Genomic DNA, 19,742 nt, shown 5'->3' on the forward strand with positions numbered 1-19,742 from the left:
CCGGAATCCCGGGCGCACCCCCTCGGTTCGTGCGCACTGCGTCGCGCCGCCATTCGTCACGGACGCGCCGCCATTCGTCACGGTCGCGCCGCCGTGCCGTACGGTCGCGTGCCGTGCCGCACGATCGACTCGCAACGCCGCACGGTCGCGCCGCACCGCCTCACGGCTTGATGCGGACCACCTGCGGGTCGTGGTCGCTCGCCTGCTTGGCGAACTCGGCGTTGATGTGCACGATGTCGTACTTGGCCCAGCCGACCTCGGGGCTGACCAGGATGTGGTCCAGCACCTGCGAGTTGCCCTGGAAGACGTACGAGTACTGCTCCTTCTCGGGCAGCTCGTTGACCAGCGAGCGCAGCACGCCGTCCTTGGTGAGCGCGTCGAGGGCGGGCGAGAACTGGTAGTCGTTGAAGTCGCCGAGCGAGACGATCTTCGCCTCCGGGTCGGCGGCGAGCAGCTTCGCCACGAACGCCTGCTCCACCCGGGCCTGCTGGACGCGCTGCACCTCGGAGCTGCGCACCGGAGCCTGGAAGCGGCCCTCGACCGGCTGGTCGCCGCCCTTGCTGTTGAAGTGGTTGGCGACGACGAAGACCTTCTTGCCACGGAAGGCGAACTGGCCGATCAGCGGCTTGCGGCTGTTCGCCCAGGCCGGGTCGGCCGGGTCGATGCGGCCGGGCGAGGCGGTCAGTGCGGCCGCGGCGCCGGTGCCGGTGACGTCCACCGCGCCGGTGGCGGTGCCGCCGGGGATGTCGGTGAAGGAGACCCGCAGCGGGTTGAAGAGGAACACCTGGCGGATGTTGCCGCCGGGCTCGCCGCCGTCCTTGCCGTTCTCCGGGTCGATGCCGCGCCAGTCGTAGGCCGGGCCGCCGGCCGCCTTGATCGCGGCGATGAACTTGGCGACGGTGGCGGAGGCGTCCACGGTGCCGTCGTTCTTGGCGCCGTTGTTGTCCTGGATCTCCTCCAGGGCCAGGATGTCGGGCGAGCGCAGGTTGGTGACGACGGCCTGGGCCAGCTCGGCGAACTTGGCGTCCGGGTCGCTCGGGTCGAGGTTCTCCACGTTGTACGTGGCGATCGACAGCTCGCGCTCGCCGGCCTGCACGGTGACCTCGCGCTGCAGGTGGTTGTCCTGCAGCGCGCCCATCTGCTCGGCGACCAGGGTGTAGCCGCCGAAGGAGTTGAAGTCGAGCGGGCCGGTGGTGGTGCCGGTCAGCACGTCGCCGACGTTGGCCGACGGGAACGGCTGCTGGGAGAGCGGGGCGAGCTGCTGGATCTTCAGCCGGCCGACGTTGGGCTCCTCGTACGACTGGTACAGCAGGCCGCCGCGCTTGCTCTTCTGGTCCTGCCGGTCGGCGGCGACCCAGAGCTCGTTGTGCTCGTTGGTCGCCTGCACCACGCGGACGTCCTTGACCTGGACGTTCATGCCCTCCAGCGACTCGTAGAAGTCGAGGGTGTACTTCTCCGGGTCGAGGGTGAGGCCCTCGATGGTGGTGGCGCCGGCCGGGGCCTTCTGGGTGTAGGTGCCCGGGATGTTGCGGGTGTCGACGACGACCGGGGCGGGCACCGGGTTGCCCGCCGACACCACGGTGACCAGCGGGTTGGTCAGCTGGGTGAGCGACTGCGAGCCGCCGTTGAAGTTCGGGTAGTACTCGGCCACCTTGCCGGTGACCAGCACCGAGTCGCCCACCTTGACGGTCGGGGTGGCGCCGCCGGTGTAGACGAACAGGCCCTCGCTGGTGGCCGGGTCGGCGTCGGCGTTCGGGTCCTGGATCCAGAAGCCCTTGGAGCCGTAGCCGCGCACGCCGGTGACGATGCCGGGGACGCCGGTGACGGTCTTGCCGGTGTGCGGCGAGAGGCGGGTGCTGCCCTGGACGTCGTGGATCCGCAGGGCGCCGGGCTCGGTCGGGCCGGGCGGGTTGGTGCCCTCCGGGTACTCGCCCTTGCTGTTGGTCGGCGTCGGGTCGCCGGCGGCCAGGTCGGCGGCGTTGTCGTCGGTGTCGGCGAGGTTGGCGCGGCGGGCCACGGAGGCGGTGTTGGAGGCGCCGGCGGCCGGGCCCGAGCCCTCGCGGACGACGGCGGTGCCGTAGCCGACCAGGTCGCGCACCCGCGCGTCGGCGGCGCAGTCGGCGGCGGTCTTGCAGGTCAGCGGGTCGGTGCCGCGGACCAGGGCGACGGTGCCGCTGGCGCCGGAGAGGGCGAGCGTGCCGGTGGCGTCCGGAGTGGGCAGCGCGACGGTGCCGCCGGCGCCGGGGGCGGCGGCGACCAGGTAGCGCCCGCCGGGGGCGATCGAGCCGGTCAGCGGGGTGACACCCCACTGGGTGTTGGCGCCGGGCGTGCCGGATATGTACTGCACGCTCCAGCCGTCCAGGCCGAAGGCGGCGCCGCCCTTGTTGGCCAGCTCGATGAAGTCGTTCTTCAGGGTGGCGCCGGAGTTGCCGCCACCGCCGTAGACCTCGGCGAGCACCGCGTCGGCGGAGGGCGCGGCGACGGCGCCGGGCAGCGGGACGAGCACCAGGGAGGCGGCCAGACCGGCCGGGAGGAGGGTCGCACGCAGCAGGGCCCGACGGCTGCGGGGGCGCGGAGCGGTGGAGGTGGTCACCGGGCAGGACTCCTTGGTCCGCCGCAGCACGGAGCGGCCACGGCATTCGGGGGCGGCACGATCGCCCGGCTGACGTGGGGTCGCCGGGCCGTGAGGGTGGGTCAGGCAGGCGCTCGCGGCGCACTACCCGCGTAGAAATCGGCACAGGGAGCCGTCCGCCCCCCGCAGCGAGAAAGATACGCGCGTAGAAAATGACGCGACAAGCCCTCGCCGGTTAACTTTCGGTACCGCTTGTCGGGGCCCCGGCAAAACTGTGACCTGCGGCACCGCGGGCTCCTCCCGTCACTCCCCCACCGCCGCCGCCGACCTGACGGAACGCCGCCGATCCGACGCCCGACCGACGGGCCGTCGGACGGCCGGGGGCGCGCCGGCGGGGCGGCCGGGGACGACGGACGGCCGGCCCCGGGGGCGCCGGAGGGAGACCGGGGGCGCGCCGGAGGACCGAGGAGCCCGAAGGCGCACGGGCGCACAGGTGCACGAAGGGCGGACGGCAGGGGCGGACGGCCCCGTGCCGCGCGCCCCCCGACACGACGAGGGCCGGCCCGGGAGCGCCACCGCTCCCCGACCGGCCCCGTGCCGGACACCCCGCCGGGCTACTCCGACTTCGCCAGCCCCGCGGGCTTGGCGGCCAGACCCGCCGACCACTTCTCCTCGACCCGGCCGAGCTTCCAGTAGCCGACCGCCGCCGCCCAGGTCAGCACGAACAGCGCGACGATCGCGTACCCGACGTACTCCAGGTCGATCCCGCCGATCCAGGCGATCGGCCCGCTGCTGATCTCCAGCTTCTCGCCGAGCAGCCCGATCAGCTCGATCGAGCCGATCACCAGCGCCACCACGACGGACAGGCCGGTGACGGTCAGGTTGTAGTACACCTTGCGGACCGGCTTGGACAGCGCCCAGTCGTAGGCGAAGTTCATGAACGAGCCGTCGATGGTGTCCAGCAGGCTCATGCCCGCCGCGAACAGCACCGGCAGCACCAGCAGCGCGTACCAGGGCAGCTGGAAGGCCGCCGCACCGCCGGCCAGCACCAGCAGCGACACCTCGGTCGCGGTGTCGAAGCCCAGGCCGAACAGCAGGCCCACCGGGTACATGTGCCACGGCTTGGTGACGGCCCTGGTGACCCGGCCCAGGATGCGGTTCAGGAAGCCGCGCTTGTCCAGCTGCGCCTCCAGCTCGGCCTCGTCGAACTCGCCCTGGCGCATCCGGCGGAACACCTTGAGGATGCCGTTGAAGGCGCCCAGGTTGATCAGGCCGATCAGCACCAGGAACACCCCGGAGACGGTGACCCCGATGATCCCGGTGGCGACCTGCAGGCCGGAGTCCTCCGACTCCACCTGCCCGGCCAGCGACTGGATGCCGAAGGCGAGCAGCGCGCAGAGGCCGAAGACGATGGAGGAGTGGCCGAGCGAGAACCAGAAGCCGACCGACAGCGGCCGCTTGCCCTGGCCCATCAGCTTGCGGGTGGTGTTGTCGATCGCGGCGATGTGGTCCGCGTCGAAGGCGTGCCGCATCCCGAGGGTGTACGCGGTGAGACCCATGCCGGCGCCGAAGACCTGGCCGCCGACGTCGTAGTGCTCGGGTGCCACCACCGCGAGCAGGGTGAACCAACCGACCACGTGCAGCGCGAGAATGAAGCCACCCATTCCGGCCAGGCGGATCCACTCGTCGCGGGTGAGCCTGTCACGCCATCTGGCGGCCCGGGGGGCCTCGGCTGGGCTGGACATCGTGGTGTCCTTTCGGTTCGGAGCGCTGAGCCGGGCCATCCTTCCGCTGACGTGCACGTACTTGCAACCCATGTGCAAGTACAAATCCGCAGCTCCCGGCGGGCGAGCCCACGGCCGGCCGACCGATTCGCACCGCTTCAGCAGGGCTCGTCATGAAATCACCGGCGAACTCCCCTACTGTCGGAATGCCGACCCCATCCCGACCCGCCGGGAGCCGCCATGTCGCCGCAGCCTCCGCCGCCCCCACTGCCCCACCGCACCACCCGCGAGGACCTGCGCCTCCCGCTCCCCGACGGAACCGAGCTGTACGCCCGCCTCTGGCGCCCTGCCGCCGACGAACCCGTGCCCGTCGTCCTGGAGTACTCCGCGGGCCGGCTCACCGACCGGACCGCCGCCCAGGACGCCCGCCGCCACCCCTGGCTCGCCGGCCACGGACTCGCCTGCGCCCGGGTCGACCTGCGCGGCCACGGCAACTCCGGCGGCACCGCACCCGACCCCGAACAGGAGCTCGCCGACGGCGCCGCAGTCCTCGCCCACCTCGCCGCCCGGCCCTGGTGCAACGGCCGGGTCGGCCTGCTCGGCCACGGCCGGGCCGGCGCCACCGCCCTGCGGCTCGCCGCCCGGGCCCCCGACACCGTCCGGGCCGTGGTCACCGCCTGCCCCACCCCGCCCGGCCACCGCCAGGGCGGCGCCGTCCTCGCCGACGAACCGCACACCCGCGCGCTCGACCGGCTCACCGCCGCGGCCCTGCCGCCCGACCCCCGCTACCTCGGCGACGCCTGGCGCACCCGCTGGCTGGAACGCCTCGACGCCCTGGAACCCGAGCCCTGGGAGCCCGCACACGGGGAGACCGCGCCCGGCGTCCCCACCCTCGCCGTCGCCGGCTGGGGCGACCCCTCCTGCACCGCCGTCCTCGCCCTGCTGGAGCAGCCCCGCACCCGCGCCCTCCTCGGGCCCTGGCCGCACGGCCTGCCGGACGAGGCCCTCCCCGAGGCACTCCGCTGGTTCGACCACTGGCTGCGCGACCTGGACACCGGTGTCCTCGGCGAACCCGTGCTGCGCGCCCGGCTCGGCATCCGCTGGATCGCCGAGGACCACTGGCCGCCCACCGACGTCCGCCCCGTCCGGTACGGCCTCGACGGGCCGCTGCGCACCGCCGGCACCGCCTCCGACGACCGCTGGGTCCACGTCCGCTCGCCCCAGCACACCGGGCTCAACGCGGGCTCCCCCGTCCCGCACGGCCGCGCCGCCGACCAGCCCCCCGACCAGCGCGAGGAGGACGGCCGCTCGGTCTGCTTCGACTCCGCGCCGCTGCCCGAGGCGCTGGAGGTCCTCGGCCCGCCCGTCCTGCGGCTCACCCTCGCCGCCCCGGCCGGCCCGGTCGTCGCCCGGCTCTGCGACGTCGGCCCGGACGGCACCTCCACCCTGGTCACCCGCGGCGTCCTGGACCCGGCCGCCGCGACCGGCGCCGTCCTCGACCTCGCCGCGACCGCCCACACCTTCCCGCCCGGCCACCGGCTGCGGCTCGCCCTCTCCTCCGCCTACTGGCCGCGGATCTGGCCCGCCCCCGAGGCCGCCGGACACGACCTCGACCCCTCGGGCAGCGCGCTCGTCCTCCCCGTCCGCCACCTCGCCGCCGACGCCGGCACCGCCCCGTACGAACCCGCGGCCCCCGCCCTGCCCGAGCCCCCCGCGGTCCGCACCACCGAACCGCTCACCACCCGGCCGGAACGCGTCACCGTCCACGACATCGGCCGCCACGAGTGGCGCACCGAGCTCTCCCCCGCCACCGACGGCACCCGCACCCACCCCGACGGCCTGGTCCACGACGAGCACACCGTGACGGCCTACCGGGTCCTCACCGGCCAGCCGCTCAGCGCCGAGGCCCGCAGCGACCGCACCGTCCGCCTGGAACGCCCCGACATCGGCTGGGACATCACCGTCCGAATCCGCACCGAGGTCCGCTGCACCCCCACCCACCTCCTCGCCGAAACCCACCTCACCGCCCTCGAAGCCGGCACCCCCGTCCTCACCCGCACCTGGCACCACCGCCTCCCCCGCGGTGCCGCCGAGGACGCCGCTCCCTGAATCATGCCGAGGCGCGGTCGACATCCGAGCTAGTGTGGATGTCATGACTGCGGCCTACGAGGACGTCCCCTTCAGCGAGCTGCTCCACCGGCCCGCCGCCACCACCCGGAGACTCGACGCGGTCCGCGCCCTGCGGCTGCGCAGACGCGATGCCGGCGACCTCGCCCTGATGCGCGTCGATCTGCTCGAACAGGACGCCACGGTCGTCGACTTCACCGCACGGCTGCTGACCGGGCTGGTGCGCACCGAGAACACGGACGCCCTGCGTGCCGCCCTCCCCGAGGCCCTGCCCTGGGTCGTGTTCCTCCCGGCCGAGGACGTGGACGCGCTGCTCACGGAGCTCGTCACCACCACGCGCGGCGCAGCGGCCCTCGACAACCTCGCGCCGATCGCCACCCTGCTCACCCAGTGGCGGCACACCGCCGAAGTCCACGCCGACCCCGTCCTGCACGCCCTGGTCACCCGCGAGCCCGACGGCGATCTCGGACCGGCCGCCGCCCCGGAGGACCTGGATTGAGCCCCAAGCGCGGCGACCGGGCCGCTCCGCCGCCCGTCGGCGGCGAGTACGACCTGCGCTTCGCGGGCAGCGAAGCCGCGGAGGGCTGGGAGCAGCTGGGCCGACAGGCCGCGGCCAATCTGCGGCGCGCGTTCGAGGCCATCCGCGCCTCGCCGCGCTCGGCCCAGAACCCCGCCCGGCACCACCGCCTCAAGGGGTCTCTCGGCACCGGCACCTTCAAGGGCCACCCGCTGGAGCGATGGCAGTACGAGGTCACCGGGGGCGGGCGGATCTGGTACCTGATCGACGACGAGCGCCGCACGGCCTGGATCACCCACGCGGGCCCCGGCCATCCCAAGGCGACCGAGTGAACGTCGACGGCCGCCCGGTGGGTCGGGCGGCCGTCGGGGTGGTGCGAGGGGGAGGTCAGCTGGTGGCGATCGAGGTGTCGTCGATCACGAAGCTGGTCTGCAGGGAGGAGTCCTCGGTGCCGTTGAACTTCAGGGTGACGCTCTTGCCCTGGTAGGACGAGAGGTCGAAGGTCCGCAGCTGGTAGCCGGCGGCGGAGTCCGCGTTCGAGTAGGTCTTCAGCGCGGTGCCGTTGACGGTGACGGTCAGCTTGTCGTAGGCGGTGGAGCCGGACTCGTTGGTGTCGATGTGCAGCCAGAAGGAGAGGGTCGCCTTGCAGCCCGCCGGGATGGTGACGGTCTGGGTCAGGCTGTCGGTGCGGGTCGAGCCGTAGCCGTTCAGCCAGGCCTTCCACGAACCGCTCTTCGCGGCCTGCGAGGAGCCGTTGTCCACGACGCCGCTGGTGGTCGTCCAGGGGGCGGCGGAGCCGGTCTCGAAGCCCGCGTTGCCGAGCAGCTGCGCCGGGGTGCAGGTGGTGCCGCCGCCGACCGTCCAGCCGAAGGAGGCGGTGCCGGTGCGGCCGGACGCGTCCCGGGCGGTGACGGTGACGGTGGAGCCGCCGGCGGTGGTGGCGGTGCCGCTGATGAGGCCGGTGGCGGCGTTGATCGACAGGCCGGCCGGGAGGCCGGTGGCCGACCAGGTGAGCGGGGCGGTGCCGCCGGTGGCCTGGAGCTGGAGGCCGACCGCGCCGTTGAGCGGGGTGGTCTGGGCGCCCGGGTCGGTGACCGTGACGGTGCCGCTGCCGGCGGGCTTGGTGAGCAGGCAGCCGGCGAGGTTGAGGTCGATGGCCCGGGCGGACGTCAGGCAGGTGGTGAACCAGTAGGTCTGCTGGCCGTAACTCTGGCCCTTGTAGGCCTTGGTGGTGCCGTCGGCGGCCACCTCGCACGGGTTGTTGAGGGTGCACATCGCGCCGTCGTCGCTGCCGGTGTTGTTGATGCCGACCACCTTGCGGGTGGCCGCGTCGACGATCGGTGAGCCGGAACTGCCGTGGGGGGTGGTGCAGTTCGAGCCGTAGCGGATGGAGTCGCGCCAGGTCCACTGGTCCTCGCGCAGGGTGTCGACGAACCCGTTGACCGAGCAGTTCCACACCTGCTTCCAGTACGAGGAGGGTATGAACATCGCCGATCCGTCGGCCGGCCTGGTGTCGCTGATGGTCAACGCCGTTGCCGCGTACTTGGACTTGAGCGAGGCGAAGGTGTCGGTGAGCTGGTAGAGCGCGACGTCGGTGCCGGTCATCGTCGCGTACAGCACCTTGTCCGCCTGGACGCTGCCGAGCGAGGAGCCGGTGGGGCCGAGCAGGGTGCCGCTGCGGCTGGCGTTCGCGTTGACGACGACCTGTCCGGCGGACGGCATGGTGGGCAGGCAGTGCCCGTTGGTGAGCATCAGCGCCCGGTCGGTGTCCGCGGAGGACGGGTAGCGCACCAGGGAGGCCGAGCAGTTGCTCAGCGCGATGGTGGAGGTCAGATCGCCGGCCTGGACCGCCTGGGCGGGGGCGGCGGCCACGGTCAGCGCACCGGCGACGATCGCGCCGGCGCCGGCCACGGCGACAACTCTCTTGAGCATGGCTCTCCTTGTGGGGGATCGCGGGGTGCCCGATCGGTTGCGGACACCCGCGCCGCACGAAGCTGCCATGCGCACTTCAACAAGGTCAACGGTCCGGACAGAACTCGGCACCCGACGCCCCCTGCCGTGCCGGACCCCTCAGGCCCGCACGGCGCCCGGACACGGCACCCGGGTGCGGCGTCCGCGGACCTCCCCGCACGGGCCCCGGACAGCACGGAGCCGGCCGCCCGGGACTGCGGGCGGCCGGCTCCGAACGGGCTCACGGCTGGGGGAAGTTCCCCTCCGGGACGTCCTCGGTCTTGGCGTTGCCGCCGGCCGTGGCCTGCAGCGTGATCGACCAGGAGGTCCGGGTGCGGCCGGTGGTGAACTCCATGGTGTCCTCGAACTTGCTGAAGTCGCAGTTCTGGGTGAAGGCCTTCAGGGTCGGGTCCCAGTCGACGCCGCCGGAGAAGAACACCTCGTAGGTGCCGTCCTCGACGCCGTTGATGGTGGCCTTCTTGCCCTTGCCGATGTAGACGGAGTGCACCGACTTGCCGCCCTTGGCGAGCGAGACCACGGCGTCCGAGGAGCCGCCGTTGTCGATGTTGAGGGTGCCCTCGCCGTTGAGGCGGCCCTTGCGGACCATGGTGCCGTTGCCGAGGGTGCGGGTCTGCAGCTCGCCCGTCTTCGGCACGGTGAATGTGGTGGCGTAGCCGGCGTCGGTCATCTGCTGGAGGGCCGCCGGGACGGCCTTGAGGCCCTCCGACTGGCCGACCTTGGCGAGCGCCGGCGGGGTGGCGCAGAGGCCCTTGCGACGGATGTCGCTGCGGACCGACTCCAGATCGCCGGCCAACTGGTCGAGCGCGGTGACGAGCTGGCGGCGGGCCGTGGCGACGGCGGCGGGCTCGCGGGCCGCGGTGAGGCCGGTGCTCGCGGACTTGGCCGCGGTGGAGGCCTCCTGAAGGGCCGTGGAGAAGGCGTCCAGGCCGGCCGACGGGGTGAGCTTCGCCAGCGCGGCGTCGACCGGGGTGATCCACTTGGCGAGCACCGGACCGTACGGGGTCGGGGTGGGCGTCGGCGTCGGGCTGGGGGCGGCGCTGGTGGTCACGCCGTCGGGGGCGGGCAGTGTCGAGCCCCCCTTGCCGGTGCCTGCGCCGCTGGAGCAGGCGGCGAGTACGACGGCGGCGGCCGCCGCCGCGCCGATCCGGACGATGGACTTCATGGCGCCCCCCAATGGCTTGGCGCCCGGTAGCGCGCCGGGCTCCGCGTTTCGCTGCCGCGCCCGGCACCGCCCGAATCCCGTCGCGGCACCGTGCACTTCCGGGCAACATGATCCCGATTCAACGGGAGCCCGGTCAACCGGGCGTGCGGAAGGGCGTGTGAGGGGCGTATAAGGGGCGCGCGGAAGATACCGGTGAGTCAACTACGATCGGCAGGTGCTCAGGCTCACCGGACTACCGCTCCAGATCATCGCCTCCGTCCTCGCGATCGGCACCTTCGCCGCCACCATGTGGCTGTGGCCGAGACTCGGCGGCCGCAGTTGGAAGGCGTGGCTCGGCCGCATCGGGGCGTTCCTCGCGACCCAGCTCTCGGTGCTGGTCGCCATGGGCCTGATCGCCAACGGCTACTTCGGCTTCTACAGCTCCTGGACCGACCTGCTCGGCACCAACGGCAAGCTCGGCACGGTCGTCGACCACCAGCCGAACGCCGCCGGAGTGGCCGTCACCGGCGAGGAGAAGATGTACTCCGCGCAGGGTTCGGCGCCGGAGCGCTCCGGGAAGATCGAGAAGATCGCGCTCAAGGGGGCGCAGTCGGGGCTCAGCAGCGAGGCGTACGTCTACCTGCCGCCGCAGTACTTCCAGACCGGCAACGAGGGCCGGCAGTTCCCGATGGCGCTGGTGCTGGCGGGCTACCCGGGCTCGGCCGAGAAGCTGGTCACGCTGATGCAGTACCCGGCCTCCGCGCTGCAGGCGATCGAGCAGCAGAAGCTGCCGCCCACCGTGCTGGTGATGATGCGTCCGACGATCGTCGGCAACCGCGACACCGAGTGCATGGACGTGCCGGGCGGCCCCCAGGTGGAGACCTTCTTCACCGCCGACCTGCCGAAGGCCATCGCCGGGACGTACCGGGTGGGCACCGACCCGGCCAGCCGCGCGGTGATCGGCAACTCGACCGGCGGCTACTGCGCCCTCAAGTTCGCGCTGCGCAAGCCGGACTCGTACCGGGCTGCGGTCTCGCTCTCGTCCTACTACGCGGCGCCGACCGACCAGACCACCGGTGACCTGTTCGGCGGCAGCCGGGAGTTGGAGCAGGAGAACGACCTGCTGTGGCGGCTGCGGAACAAGCCCGCCGAGCCGGTCGCCCTGCTGCTGGCCACCAGCTACGACGAGCACAACTACGACGCCACCCAGGAGATGGTGAAGGCGTTCCGGGCCCCGACGAAGCTGTCGACCATCACCCTGGACACCGGCGGCCACAACTTCCACACCTGGACCAGGGAGATCCCGCCCGCCCTGGAGTGGCTGGGCCGTCACCTGGTCGTGCCGCCGAGCGCCTGACCCACCGTACGGGGACATTTGGAGACCGCTCACAGGCGGATCTCACGGTGCTCTCAGCCGCGCGGCCGAGCGTACCCCCATGACCACGACCAGCTACTCCCCTCCGCCCGGCGAGCCCCGACCGGGCGGCCCCACCCGGCCCCCGGCCGGCCCGTCGAACGGGGCCGAACCGCCGCTCGCGGCGGAGCCGTGGGCCGAGGCCGCGAACTTCCCGCCGCCGCAGCCGCCCGGGCGGTCGGACCGGGAGCCGCTGTTCCCGCCGCTGCCGCCGCCGCCCGCCGGGCCGAAGGGCCCGTCCTCCTGGGCGGGCCGGCTGCGCACCCTGCCGGCCCGCACCTGGCGGGGCCGGCCGGACGACCCGCACTGGGTGCGCCCGGCCCTGCTGGGGCTGCTGGCCGCGACGGCCGTCCTCTACCTGTGGGGGCTCAGCGCCTCCGGCTGGGCCAACTCCTTCTACTCGGCCGCCGTGCAGGCGGGCAGCGAGGACTGGAAGGCGTTCTTCTACGGCTCCTCCGACGCGGCGAGCTTCATCACCGTCGACAAGCCGCCGCTGGCACTCTGGCCGATGGCGCTGTCCGCCCGGGTCTTCGGGCTCTCCTCCTGGTCGGTGCTCGCCCCCGAGGCGCTCATGGGCGTGGCCACGGTCGGGGTGCTGTACGCGGCGGTGCGCCGCCGCTTCTCGCCGCTGGGCGGGCTGCTCGCGGGCGCGGCGCTGGCGCTGACCCCGGTGGCGGCGCTGATGTTCCGCTTCAACAACCCGGACGCGCTGCTGGTGCTGCTGCTGACGCTGGCCGCGTACGGCCTGCTGCGGGCGACCGAGGCGGCGAGCACCCGGTGGCTGCTCTTCACCGGCGCGATGTTCGGGCTGGCCTTCCTGACCAAGACGCTCCAGGCGTTCCTGGTGCTGCCCGCGTTCGCCCTGGTCTACGCGGTGGTCGCGCCGACCGGGGTGTGGCGCCGGCTGCGGCAGCTGCTGCTGGCGGGACTGGCGATGCTGGTGGCGGGCGGCTGGTGGGTGGCGGTCGTCGAGCTGGTGCCGGCCTCGGCCCGGCCGTACATCGGCGGCTCGCAGGACAACAGCTTCCTCTCCCTCACCTTCGGCTACAACGGCCTCGGCCGGCTCAACGGCAACGAGACCGGCAGCGTCGGCGGGCGGGGCGGCGCGATGCAGCTGCCGGCCGGCGCGGAGGCCCCGGTCGGCGGCACGGTGCGCGCGGGCGGCGGCGGGGGCTGGGGCGAGACCGGCCTGACCCGGATGTTCGACGGCAACATCGGCGGGCAGATCGCCTGGCTGGTGCCGGCGGCGCTGCTCCTGCTGGTGGTCGCGCTCTGGGCGACCCGCCGTCACCCCCGCACCGACACCGCCCGCGCGGCGTTCCTGGTCTGGGGCGGCTGGCTGCTCTGCACTGGCCTGACCTTCAGCTTCATGGCGGGCATCTTCCACGAGTACTACACGGTGGCGCTGGCCCCGGCCGTCGCGGCGCTGGTCGGCATGGGCGCGGACGGCCTCTGGCGGGTGCGCCACCGGCTGCCGTACGCGGCGGTGCTGGCGGTGGTGCTGGGCGTGACGGCGGTCTGGGCGTTCGTCCTGCTCGGGCGCAGCGCGGACTTCCTGCCGTGGCTGCGCTGGGCGGTGCTGGTCGGCGGGCTGGTCGCGGCGGCGGTGCTGCTGCTGGGCGGCGTCCCGGCGGTGCGGCTGCCGGCCCGGTTCGCGGTGGTGGCCGGGCTGGCGGGTACGGCGGCGGCGCTGGGCGGTCCGGCGGCGTACGCGGTGGACACCGTGGGCACGCCGCACACCGGGTCGATCGTGACGGCCGGTCCGGCGGTGGCGGGCGGCGGCTTCGGTCCGGGCGGCGGGGTCCGGCGGTTCGCCGGGCCGCGCGGCGAGGGCTTCCCCGGCGGGCAGGGCGCCCCGGACGGCCAGGGCGGGCAGGGCTTCCCGGGCGGGCAGGGCCGGGGTCCCGACGGGCAGGCTCCGGGCGGTTCCGCAGCCGGCGGCCGGGGACCGGGCGGGCAGGTCGGCCAGGCCGGTCGGGCACCCGGGAACGGCGGCGGACCGGGCGGCGGGCTGCTGAACGGCCCGCAGGTGAGCACCGAGGTCGCGGCCCTGCTGAAGCAGGACGCCGACCGCTACACCTGGGCCGCCGCCACCCTCGGCTCGCAGAACGCCGCGAGCTACCAGCTCGCCACCCGCGTCCCGGTGATGGCCCTCGGCGGCTTCAACAGCACCGACCCCTCGCTCACCCTGGCCGGCTTCCGGCAGTACGTGGCGGAGGGCCGCATCCACTGGTTCCTCGGCGGCGGCTCGGCCCGGGGCGGCGGCATGGAGGGCGGCGACGGCCGCTCCCAGGGGACCCTGTCCGCGCAGATCGAGGCCTGGGTGACCGCCAACTTCACCGCCCGGACGGTCGGTTCCGCCACCGTCTACGACCTGACGCAGCCGCTCTCCTCCTGATCGGCGGGTCCTGCCGACCCGCCGGCAACCCCGAAGGGGCGCCCCGCAGTCGCGGTGCGCCCCTTCGGGGTTGCCGGTCGCCGGCCCGGTCAGTCGGCGGCGTCGGTGGCGCAGCGCGTCCCGGCGGCGGGCACGGTGCCGTCGACCAGGTAGGCGTGCACGGCGGTGCGGATGCAGGCGCTGCGGCCGTACGCGACGTGGCCCTCGCCGTCGCGGGTGAGCAGCACGGCCTTGCCGAGCCCGGCGGTGAGCTTCTCGGCACCGGCGTAGGGGGTGGCCGGGTCGCCGGTGGAGCCGACGACCAGGATCGGCGCGGTGCCGGTGTACTTGACGGTGTGCGGCTTCTCGGTGGAGCGGTACGGCCAGCTGCGGCAGTCGGGGTCGAAGATCGCCCGGAGCGGGGAGTGCTTGGTGATCAGCGGGGCCTTGGCGGCGAGTTCGGCGCGCAGGGCGGCGAGTTCGGCCTCCCCGGTGGCCTGGGCCTCGTCGGCGCAGTGAATGACGGTGTAGGCGTCCTTCCAGGCGCTGTACCCGCCCTTGCCGTCGCGGCCGTTGGCGCCGTCGGCGAGCTGGAGCAGGTAGTCGCCGTTGCCCTTCTCCATGGCGAGGGTCAGGATCGCGCGCAGGTCGGCGTAGGCGCCCTCGCCGCTGTAGAGGACGTCCAGGACGCCGTTCCAGGCGCCGTGGGTGGTGAGCTTGCGTCCGCTCTTGGTGGTGAGCCGCCGGTCCTTGACGCCGTCGAGGAAGTCGGCGAGCTTCTGCGGGGCGGTCGCCGGGTCCTTGCCGAGCGGGCACTGCTTCTGCTCGGCGCAGTCCTCGGCGAAGAGCCGGAACGAGCGCTCGAACCCGGCGTACTGCTCGACGTTGTGCCTCAGGAGGTCGGTGGAGCGGTCGACGGCGCCGTCGAGGGCGAGCCGGCCGACCCTGTCGGGGAACTCCTCGGCGTAGAGGCTGCCGAGGTAGGTGCCGTACGACAGGCCGAGGTAGTGCAGGGTGCGGTCGCCGAGGGCGCCGCGCAGCACGTCCATGTCGCGCACGGTGCTGCGGCTGCCGACGAAGGGCAGCAGGGCGGCGTACTTCGCCCCGCAGGCGTCCGCGAGGGTCTTGCCGTGGGCGTCGCCCGGGGTGTCGGTGTTGAGCCACTCGTCGCGGGCGGTGTCGTCGAGGCAGTTGACCGGGCTGGTCGCCCCGACGCCGCGCGGGTCGAAGCCGACCACGTCGAAGCGGTCGTGGAGCGGGCCGTCGTAGTCGGCGTGGCCGCGCTTGACGAGGGAGTTGCCGGAGCCGCCGGGGCCGCCGGGGTTGACCAGCAGCGAGCCGATCCGCTGGTCCTGCTTCGCGGCGGGGTGGCGGGTGACGGCGACGTCGAGGGTGGCGCCGGCCGGGGCGGCGTAGTCGAGCGGCACCTTGAGGGTGGCGCACTGGACCACGGACTCGTCGGCCTTGGCGGTCTGCGGGTCGTCGGGGCAGGCGGCCCAGGCGAGTTGCTGGGTGTAGAAGGGCCGGAGGGCCGGGTCGGCCTCGCCGGTGGGCTTCGGTGCGGGGGCGGGCGTGGCGGTCGGGGTGGCCGCGGCGGTCGGCGCGGGAGGGGTGCTGGGCGTCGCGGTGGGGCCCGCCGCGGTGTCGCCGCCGCCGGAGCAGCCGGCCAGCAGGGCGGCGGCCAGGACGGCGGGGACGGCGCGGTGGGACAACCATGCGATGGTCGGATTCACCGCACACGAATATCACCGGATGATCGTTCCGGTCACCTCGGATTCCCGGCACCGCTCCCGGACCGGGCCGGCGGCCGTACCGGCCCGCTCAGCCGCCGATCGCCGACATCGGCCGGTCGGGCCGGACGAACTCCGCGGAGCCGATGTCGTGCCCCGGCCCCTTGCGGGCGATGGTGGCGCGCCAGGCGGCCTCGATCCGGTCGTCGTCGGCGCCGCCGCGCAGCAGCGCGCGCAGATCCGACTCCTCGGTGGCGAACAGGCAGTTGCGCAGCTGGCCGTCGGCGGTGAGCCGGACCCGGTCGCAGCCGCCGCAGAACGGGCGGGTGACGGAGGCGATGACGCCGACCACGGTGTCGGTGCCGGCGATGCGCCACTCCTCCGCGGGCGCGTTGCCGTGCCGTCCGACCGGGACGAGCTCCCAGCGCGAGCCGAGCACGGCGAGCATCTCGTCGGCGGTGACCATCCGGGTGCGGTCCCAGGCGCCCTGCGCGTCCAGCGGCATGGACTCGATGAACCGCATCCGGTAGCCGTGGCCGGCCGCGAAGTCGACCAGGTCGAGGATCTCGTCGTCGTTGACGCCGCGCACCGGCACGGCGTTGACCTTGACCGGGTCGAGGCCGGCGGCGCGGGCGGCGGCGAGGCCGGCGAACACGTCGGCGATCCGGTCGCGCCGGGTGATCTCGGCGTACCGCTCGGGGCGCAGGGTGTCCAGGCTGACGTTGACCCGGTGCAGTCCGGCGGCCTTGAGCGCGGGGGCGGTGCGGGCCAGTCCGATGCCGTTGGTGGTGAGCGAGACCTCGGGGCCGAGGGCGGTGATCCGGCCGATCAGGTCGGGCAGTCCGCGCCGCAGCAGCGGTTCGCCGCCGGTGAGCCGGACCGAGGTGGTGCCGAGCCGTTGCACGGCGATCCGCACCAGCCGCACCACCTCGTCATCGCCCAGCACCTCGGCCTTGGGGAGCCAGTTCAGGCCCTCGGCCGGCATGCAGTAGGTGCAGCGCAGGTTGCAGCGGTCGGTGAGCGAAACCCGCAGGTCGGTGTGGACCCTGCCGAAGCGGTCGACCAGTGGGCGCGGTGCGGTGTTCATCGACCCAGTACAGGGGCACGGGGGCGGGGAGATCCAGCGGCCGAACCGCCGGGGACCGACGGCGGCCCGGCGGTTCTCCTTGTGTGTTCGCACAAGGAGCCGGGGCTGCGCCGGGGTGGGCGGAGGCGGCAGGCTGGGCGCATGGAGACGACGGACGGGCCGGTGACCGCCCTGGTGCTGGCCGCCGGGGGCGGTCGGCGGTTGGGGGGGCGGCCGAAGGCGCTGCTGCCGTTCCGCGGCCGGCCGCTGGTCGAGCACGCGGTGCGGGTGGTCCGGGCGGGCGGCTGCGCGGAGGTGGCCGTGGTGCTGGGCGCGGCCCGCGAGCGGGTGCGTGCGGAGGCCGAGCTGCCCGGCTGCCGGCTGGTGGACAACCCGGACTGGGCGGAGGGCATGGGCTCCTCGCTGCGGGCCGGGCTGGCGGCGCTGCCCGCGGGGTCGGCGGCGGTGCTGGTGATGCTGGTGGACACCCCGGGGGTGTCGCCGGCCGCGGTGGCCCGGCTGCTGGCCGCGCACCGGGCGGGCGCCGGGCTGGCGGCGGCGGCGTACGGCGGCCTGCGCGGGCACCCGGTGCTGATCGGGGCGCGGCACTTCGCGGAGGCCGCCGCCGGGGCCACCGGCGACTCCGGCGCGCGGACACTGCTGGGGGCGCACGCCGCCGAACTCACGCTTGTGGAGTGCGCCGACGTGGCCGTCCCGGACGACCTGGACACCCCCGCCGACCTCGCCCGATGGACCGCGGGGTGAGCGCGGCGTGACCGTCCCCGGTCAGCACGGGTGCACCCCTCCCTCCGGGGGGTGGTGCGCGCTCCTCCCGCACGGTGAGAATTCGAACGCATACCCCTGATCTGTCCCTGAGGATTGCCCCATTCCGCGCCGCGACCCCTACGGATCGGGGAGCATGGGTCACGTCCTTTCCAGCCGACCCGAACGGACGGTGCTCGCGATGTCCGGACTGCCCGACGACTACACCGGACGCGACGACTGCACCGGACCGGACGAGCACCTGCCCGGTCCGGGCGGCGGTGCCCGCGCGATCCGCTGTCCGGCCTGCCGGCGCGAGCACCTGTACGAGCCCCCGTCGCTGCCGTGTCCGTGCGGCGCCTCGCTGAAGGTCCCGCTGCTGCGCGGCGGGGTGCCGGTGCAGGTGCGCTTCCGCTCCTGGGAGGACTCCTGGCTGAGCATGCGCTGCCCGCACTGCGGCCGGTCCGACCAGTGGCCGCAGCCCGAGTTCACCTGCAACTGCGGCGCCACCGTCCGCCTCCCGGTGGACCGCACCACCCGGCTCAGCGGCAGCCCGGTCGGCGGGCCGCTCGGCGCCACCGGCCCGCAGGGTGGCCGCCCCTACCCGGCGCACCCGCAGGGCGCCGCCGCCCCGGTCGCGCCGGCCGGTCCGACCGCGGCGCGCCGCCACCGGGCGCCGTTCCGCCCGCACCCCGTCCGCACCTCGCAGGACGCGGTGTTCACCGCCGCCCGCTACCTGGAGTGGCTGGGCTTCGACGACCTGGAGCTGACGGAGGCCCAGGAGCGCGACGGCATCACCCTGTTGGGCAGCCGGATGGTCGCCCAGGTGGACACCTGGACCGAGCCGGCCGACGTGAAGTCGGTCGAGTGCCTCTGGCTGCAGACCCTGCACGCGGAGGAGATGGCCGCCGCGATGTTCACTCTTGCGGGGTATTCCCACCAGGCCACCGTCCGCGGCGAACAACTGCTGGTCGCGCTGTTCAGCCTGGACCTCGCAGGGGTCCCGCAGCCCGCCAACGGAGCCGCCGAGGCGCTCATGGAGACCGGCTGGACATCCTGACCGGACGCCCGCGGCACCCTGCACACACCCCGGTGCCGACCGTCCGCCGCCGATAAAACCTGCGTTCGTGATCTGGTGCACAAGCTCGCCCCCGTGTTGAATTGCCGCCACAGCGTCGGCCGGTGGGGTGGGCCTGCGCCTGCCGGACACGCACACAAGGAGGTGGCGTTGTCGGAGCACGGACGGGCCCCGGGGGGCCGCAGCGAGCGGGGGCAGCCGCCCCCGGAGCCGGGGGACACCGTGTGGCGGCTGCGGTCCCGGGCATGCTGGCAGGAAGCCGCGGAGCTGTTGCGGCCCGCTGCCGAGACCGACCCTTCCGCGGCCCTCGCCAGAGCCGAACTCCTCATCGAGCAGTGCCTGTTCACCGCCGCGCACTGGACCCAGGCGGAGCAGGCGCTACGACTGGCCGAGGCCGTGGTGGCCACCACCGAGCAGCGCGCCGCGGCCTCCTGCGCCCGCGGCTTCCTGGCGTACGTGGCCAGCATGCTCGGCCCGCGCGATCGGCTGGACGAGGCCCAGGCCGCGCTCGGCCGGACCTCCGCGCTGCTGCCGCCGGACGCGCCCGGCCGCCCGCTGCTGGACTTCCGGCGCGGACTGGTCGCCGAGAACCTGCTGCGCGACCGGACGGCCGCCTGGATCGCCTACCGCCGGGCGCACGAGGGCGCGGGCGAGCGCGGCGACGAACTGCTCCGCTCGTACACCTGGCGGCACCTGGCGGCGCTGGCGCTCGCCTCCGGGGACCACGCCCGGGCCCGGGAGGGGTTCGACGCCTCGCTGCGGCTGCGCGAACAGCTCGGCTTCACGGTCGGGGTGGCACCCGCCCTGGCGGCCCTGGCCGAGGTGTCCGAACCGGACGAGGCCGCCGGGCTGCGCGCCGAGGCCGCCCGGCTGGTGCAGGCGCTCGGGGGCGTACCGGTCTGGCTGTCGCGGCAGCTGAGTGCGCTGCACGCGCCGGGCGCCCAGAGCGCGGCGGGGGCGCCGGGGGCGATCCCGGGAAGGCGGTCCGCATCGAGCGCCCCGGCGCCCGCCGTGCCGCTCGCGCCCGCCTCCACGCACGCGCCCCCGGCTCCGTCCGCCCCGCGCACTCCTCCGAACGGCCGCACCGACGCGGGACCTGCGGGAAACATCAGCTAAGGTAAGCCTTACCTGGCCGGGGGGAGCAGCGCCCCGGCCAGGTCGTGCTTGCCGTTTCCGGGCCCGCCGGGCCCTGCCGGCCGCGCACGGCCGGGCGGGCGCCACCGCTCCGGCGCGGCGCGGGCGAGTGGTCCCGGGTCGGCCCCG

14 protein-coding genes are annotated in these 19,742 nt (G+C 74.3%); 8 read left to right on the plus strand and 6 right to left on the minus strand.

Annotated features, from left to right (window positions below):
* Positions 1–160: 160 nt before the first annotated feature.
* Together ACWGB8_RS16750 and ACWGB8_RS16755 are read right to left on the minus strand one after the other, a co-directional pair.
* A complete protein-coding gene (locus tag ACWGB8_RS16750) occupies positions 161–2,593 on the minus strand; it encodes an endonuclease/exonuclease/phosphatase family protein (RefSeq protein WP_452214228.1) in 2,433 nt (810 codons plus the stop codon).
* A 593-nt stretch (positions 2,594–3,186) separates the two neighbouring features.
* Positions 3,187–4,317, minus strand: coding sequence for a HoxN/HupN/NixA family nickel/cobalt transporter (locus tag ACWGB8_RS16755; RefSeq protein ID WP_452214229.1), 1,131 nt, complete (start codon positions 4,315–4,317; stop codon positions 3,187–3,189).
* Positions 4,318–4,536: 219 nt separating this feature from the next.
* On the opposite strand from ACWGB8_RS16755, the gene ACWGB8_RS16760 reads away from it, so the two are divergent.
* The 3 genes from ACWGB8_RS16760 to ACWGB8_RS16770 are packed head-to-tail and all read left to right on the plus strand — an operon-like array spanning position 4,537 to position 7,272.
* Positions 4,537–6,405, plus strand: coding sequence for a CocE/NonD family hydrolase (locus tag ACWGB8_RS16760; protein WP_452214230.1), 1,869 nt, complete (start codon positions 4,537–4,539; stop codon positions 6,403–6,405).
* Positions 6,406–6,448: 43 nt separating this feature from the next.
* Positions 6,449–6,922 carry a hypothetical protein gene (locus tag ACWGB8_RS16765; protein WP_452214231.1) on the plus strand — a complete coding sequence of 158 codons (474 nt, stop codon included), beginning with the start codon at positions 6,449–6,451 and terminating at the stop codon, positions 6,920–6,922.
* Complete coding sequence (locus ACWGB8_RS16770; protein ID WP_452214232.1) at positions 6,919–7,272, plus strand: hypothetical protein; 354 nt, start codon at positions 6,919–6,921, stop codon at positions 7,270–7,272. The genes ACWGB8_RS16765 and ACWGB8_RS16770 overlap by 4 nt, the downstream gene beginning before the upstream one ends.
* Positions 7,273–7,327: 55 nt before the next feature.
* Here ACWGB8_RS16770 and ACWGB8_RS16775 read toward each other — a convergent pair whose 3' ends face one another.
* Both ACWGB8_RS16775 and ACWGB8_RS16780 read right to left on the minus strand, forming a co-directional pair.
* Positions 7,328–8,872, minus strand: a complete 1,545-nt coding sequence (locus ACWGB8_RS16775) for a putative Ig domain-containing protein (RefSeq protein WP_452214233.1) — start codon at positions 8,870–8,872, stop codon at positions 7,328–7,330.
* A 259-nt stretch (positions 8,873–9,131) separates the two neighbouring features.
* Positions 9,132–10,073 carry a hypothetical protein gene (locus ACWGB8_RS16780; RefSeq protein WP_452214234.1) on the minus strand — a complete coding sequence of 314 codons (942 nt, stop codon included), beginning with the start codon at positions 10,071–10,073 and terminating at the stop codon, positions 9,132–9,134.
* Between the two features lie 214 nt (positions 10,074–10,287).
* On the opposite strand from ACWGB8_RS16780, the gene ACWGB8_RS16785 reads away from it, so the two are divergent.
* Entirely contained in the window at positions 10,288–11,409 is a 1,122-nt protein-coding gene (locus ACWGB8_RS16785; RefSeq protein WP_452214235.1) for an alpha/beta hydrolase, read from the plus strand.
* 79 nt (positions 11,410–11,488) lie between these two features.
* Positions 11,489–13,864 carry a glycosyltransferase family 39 protein gene (locus ACWGB8_RS16790; RefSeq protein ID WP_452214236.1) on the plus strand — a complete coding sequence of 792 codons (2,376 nt, stop codon included), beginning with the start codon at positions 11,489–11,491 and terminating at the stop codon, positions 13,862–13,864.
* Between the two features lie 89 nt (positions 13,865–13,953).
* On the opposite strand, the gene ACWGB8_RS16795 is transcribed toward ACWGB8_RS16790, so the two are convergent.
* Together ACWGB8_RS16795 and moaA are read right to left on the minus strand one after the other, a co-directional pair.
* On the minus strand, positions 13,954–15,555 hold the full coding sequence (locus ACWGB8_RS16795; protein ID WP_452214237.1) for an alpha/beta hydrolase: 1,602 nt from the start codon (positions 15,553–15,555) through the stop codon (positions 13,954–13,956).
* A gap of 109 nt (positions 15,556–15,664) precedes the next feature.
* On the minus strand, positions 15,665–16,660 hold the full coding sequence (moaA, locus tag ACWGB8_RS16800) for a GTP 3',8-cyclase MoaA (protein WP_452214238.1): 996 nt from the start codon (positions 16,658–16,660) through the stop codon (positions 15,665–15,667).
* Between the two features lie 141 nt (positions 16,661–16,801).
* On the opposite strand from moaA, the gene ACWGB8_RS16805 reads away from it, so the two are divergent.
* The 3 genes from ACWGB8_RS16805 to ACWGB8_RS16815 all read left to right on the plus strand — a co-directional run bounded on the left by ACWGB8_RS16805 (position 16,802) and on the right by ACWGB8_RS16815 (position 19,595).
* Complete coding sequence (locus tag ACWGB8_RS16805) at positions 16,802–17,404, plus strand: nucleotidyltransferase family protein (RefSeq protein ID WP_452214239.1); 603 nt, start codon at positions 16,802–16,804, stop codon at positions 17,402–17,404.
* Positions 17,405–17,558: 154 nt separating this feature from the next.
* Positions 17,559–18,461 carry a hypothetical protein gene (locus ACWGB8_RS16810; RefSeq protein WP_452214240.1) on the plus strand — a complete coding sequence of 301 codons (903 nt, stop codon included), beginning with the start codon at positions 17,559–17,561 and terminating at the stop codon, positions 18,459–18,461.
* Between the two features lie 168 nt (positions 18,462–18,629).
* A complete protein-coding gene (locus ACWGB8_RS16815) occupies positions 18,630–19,595 on the plus strand; it encodes a hypothetical protein (protein ID WP_452214241.1) in 966 nt (321 codons plus the stop codon).
* The last annotated feature ends 147 nt before the right edge of the window (positions 19,596–19,742 follow it).

It is taken from the genome of Kitasatospora sp. NPDC054939 (assembly GCF_053610105.1).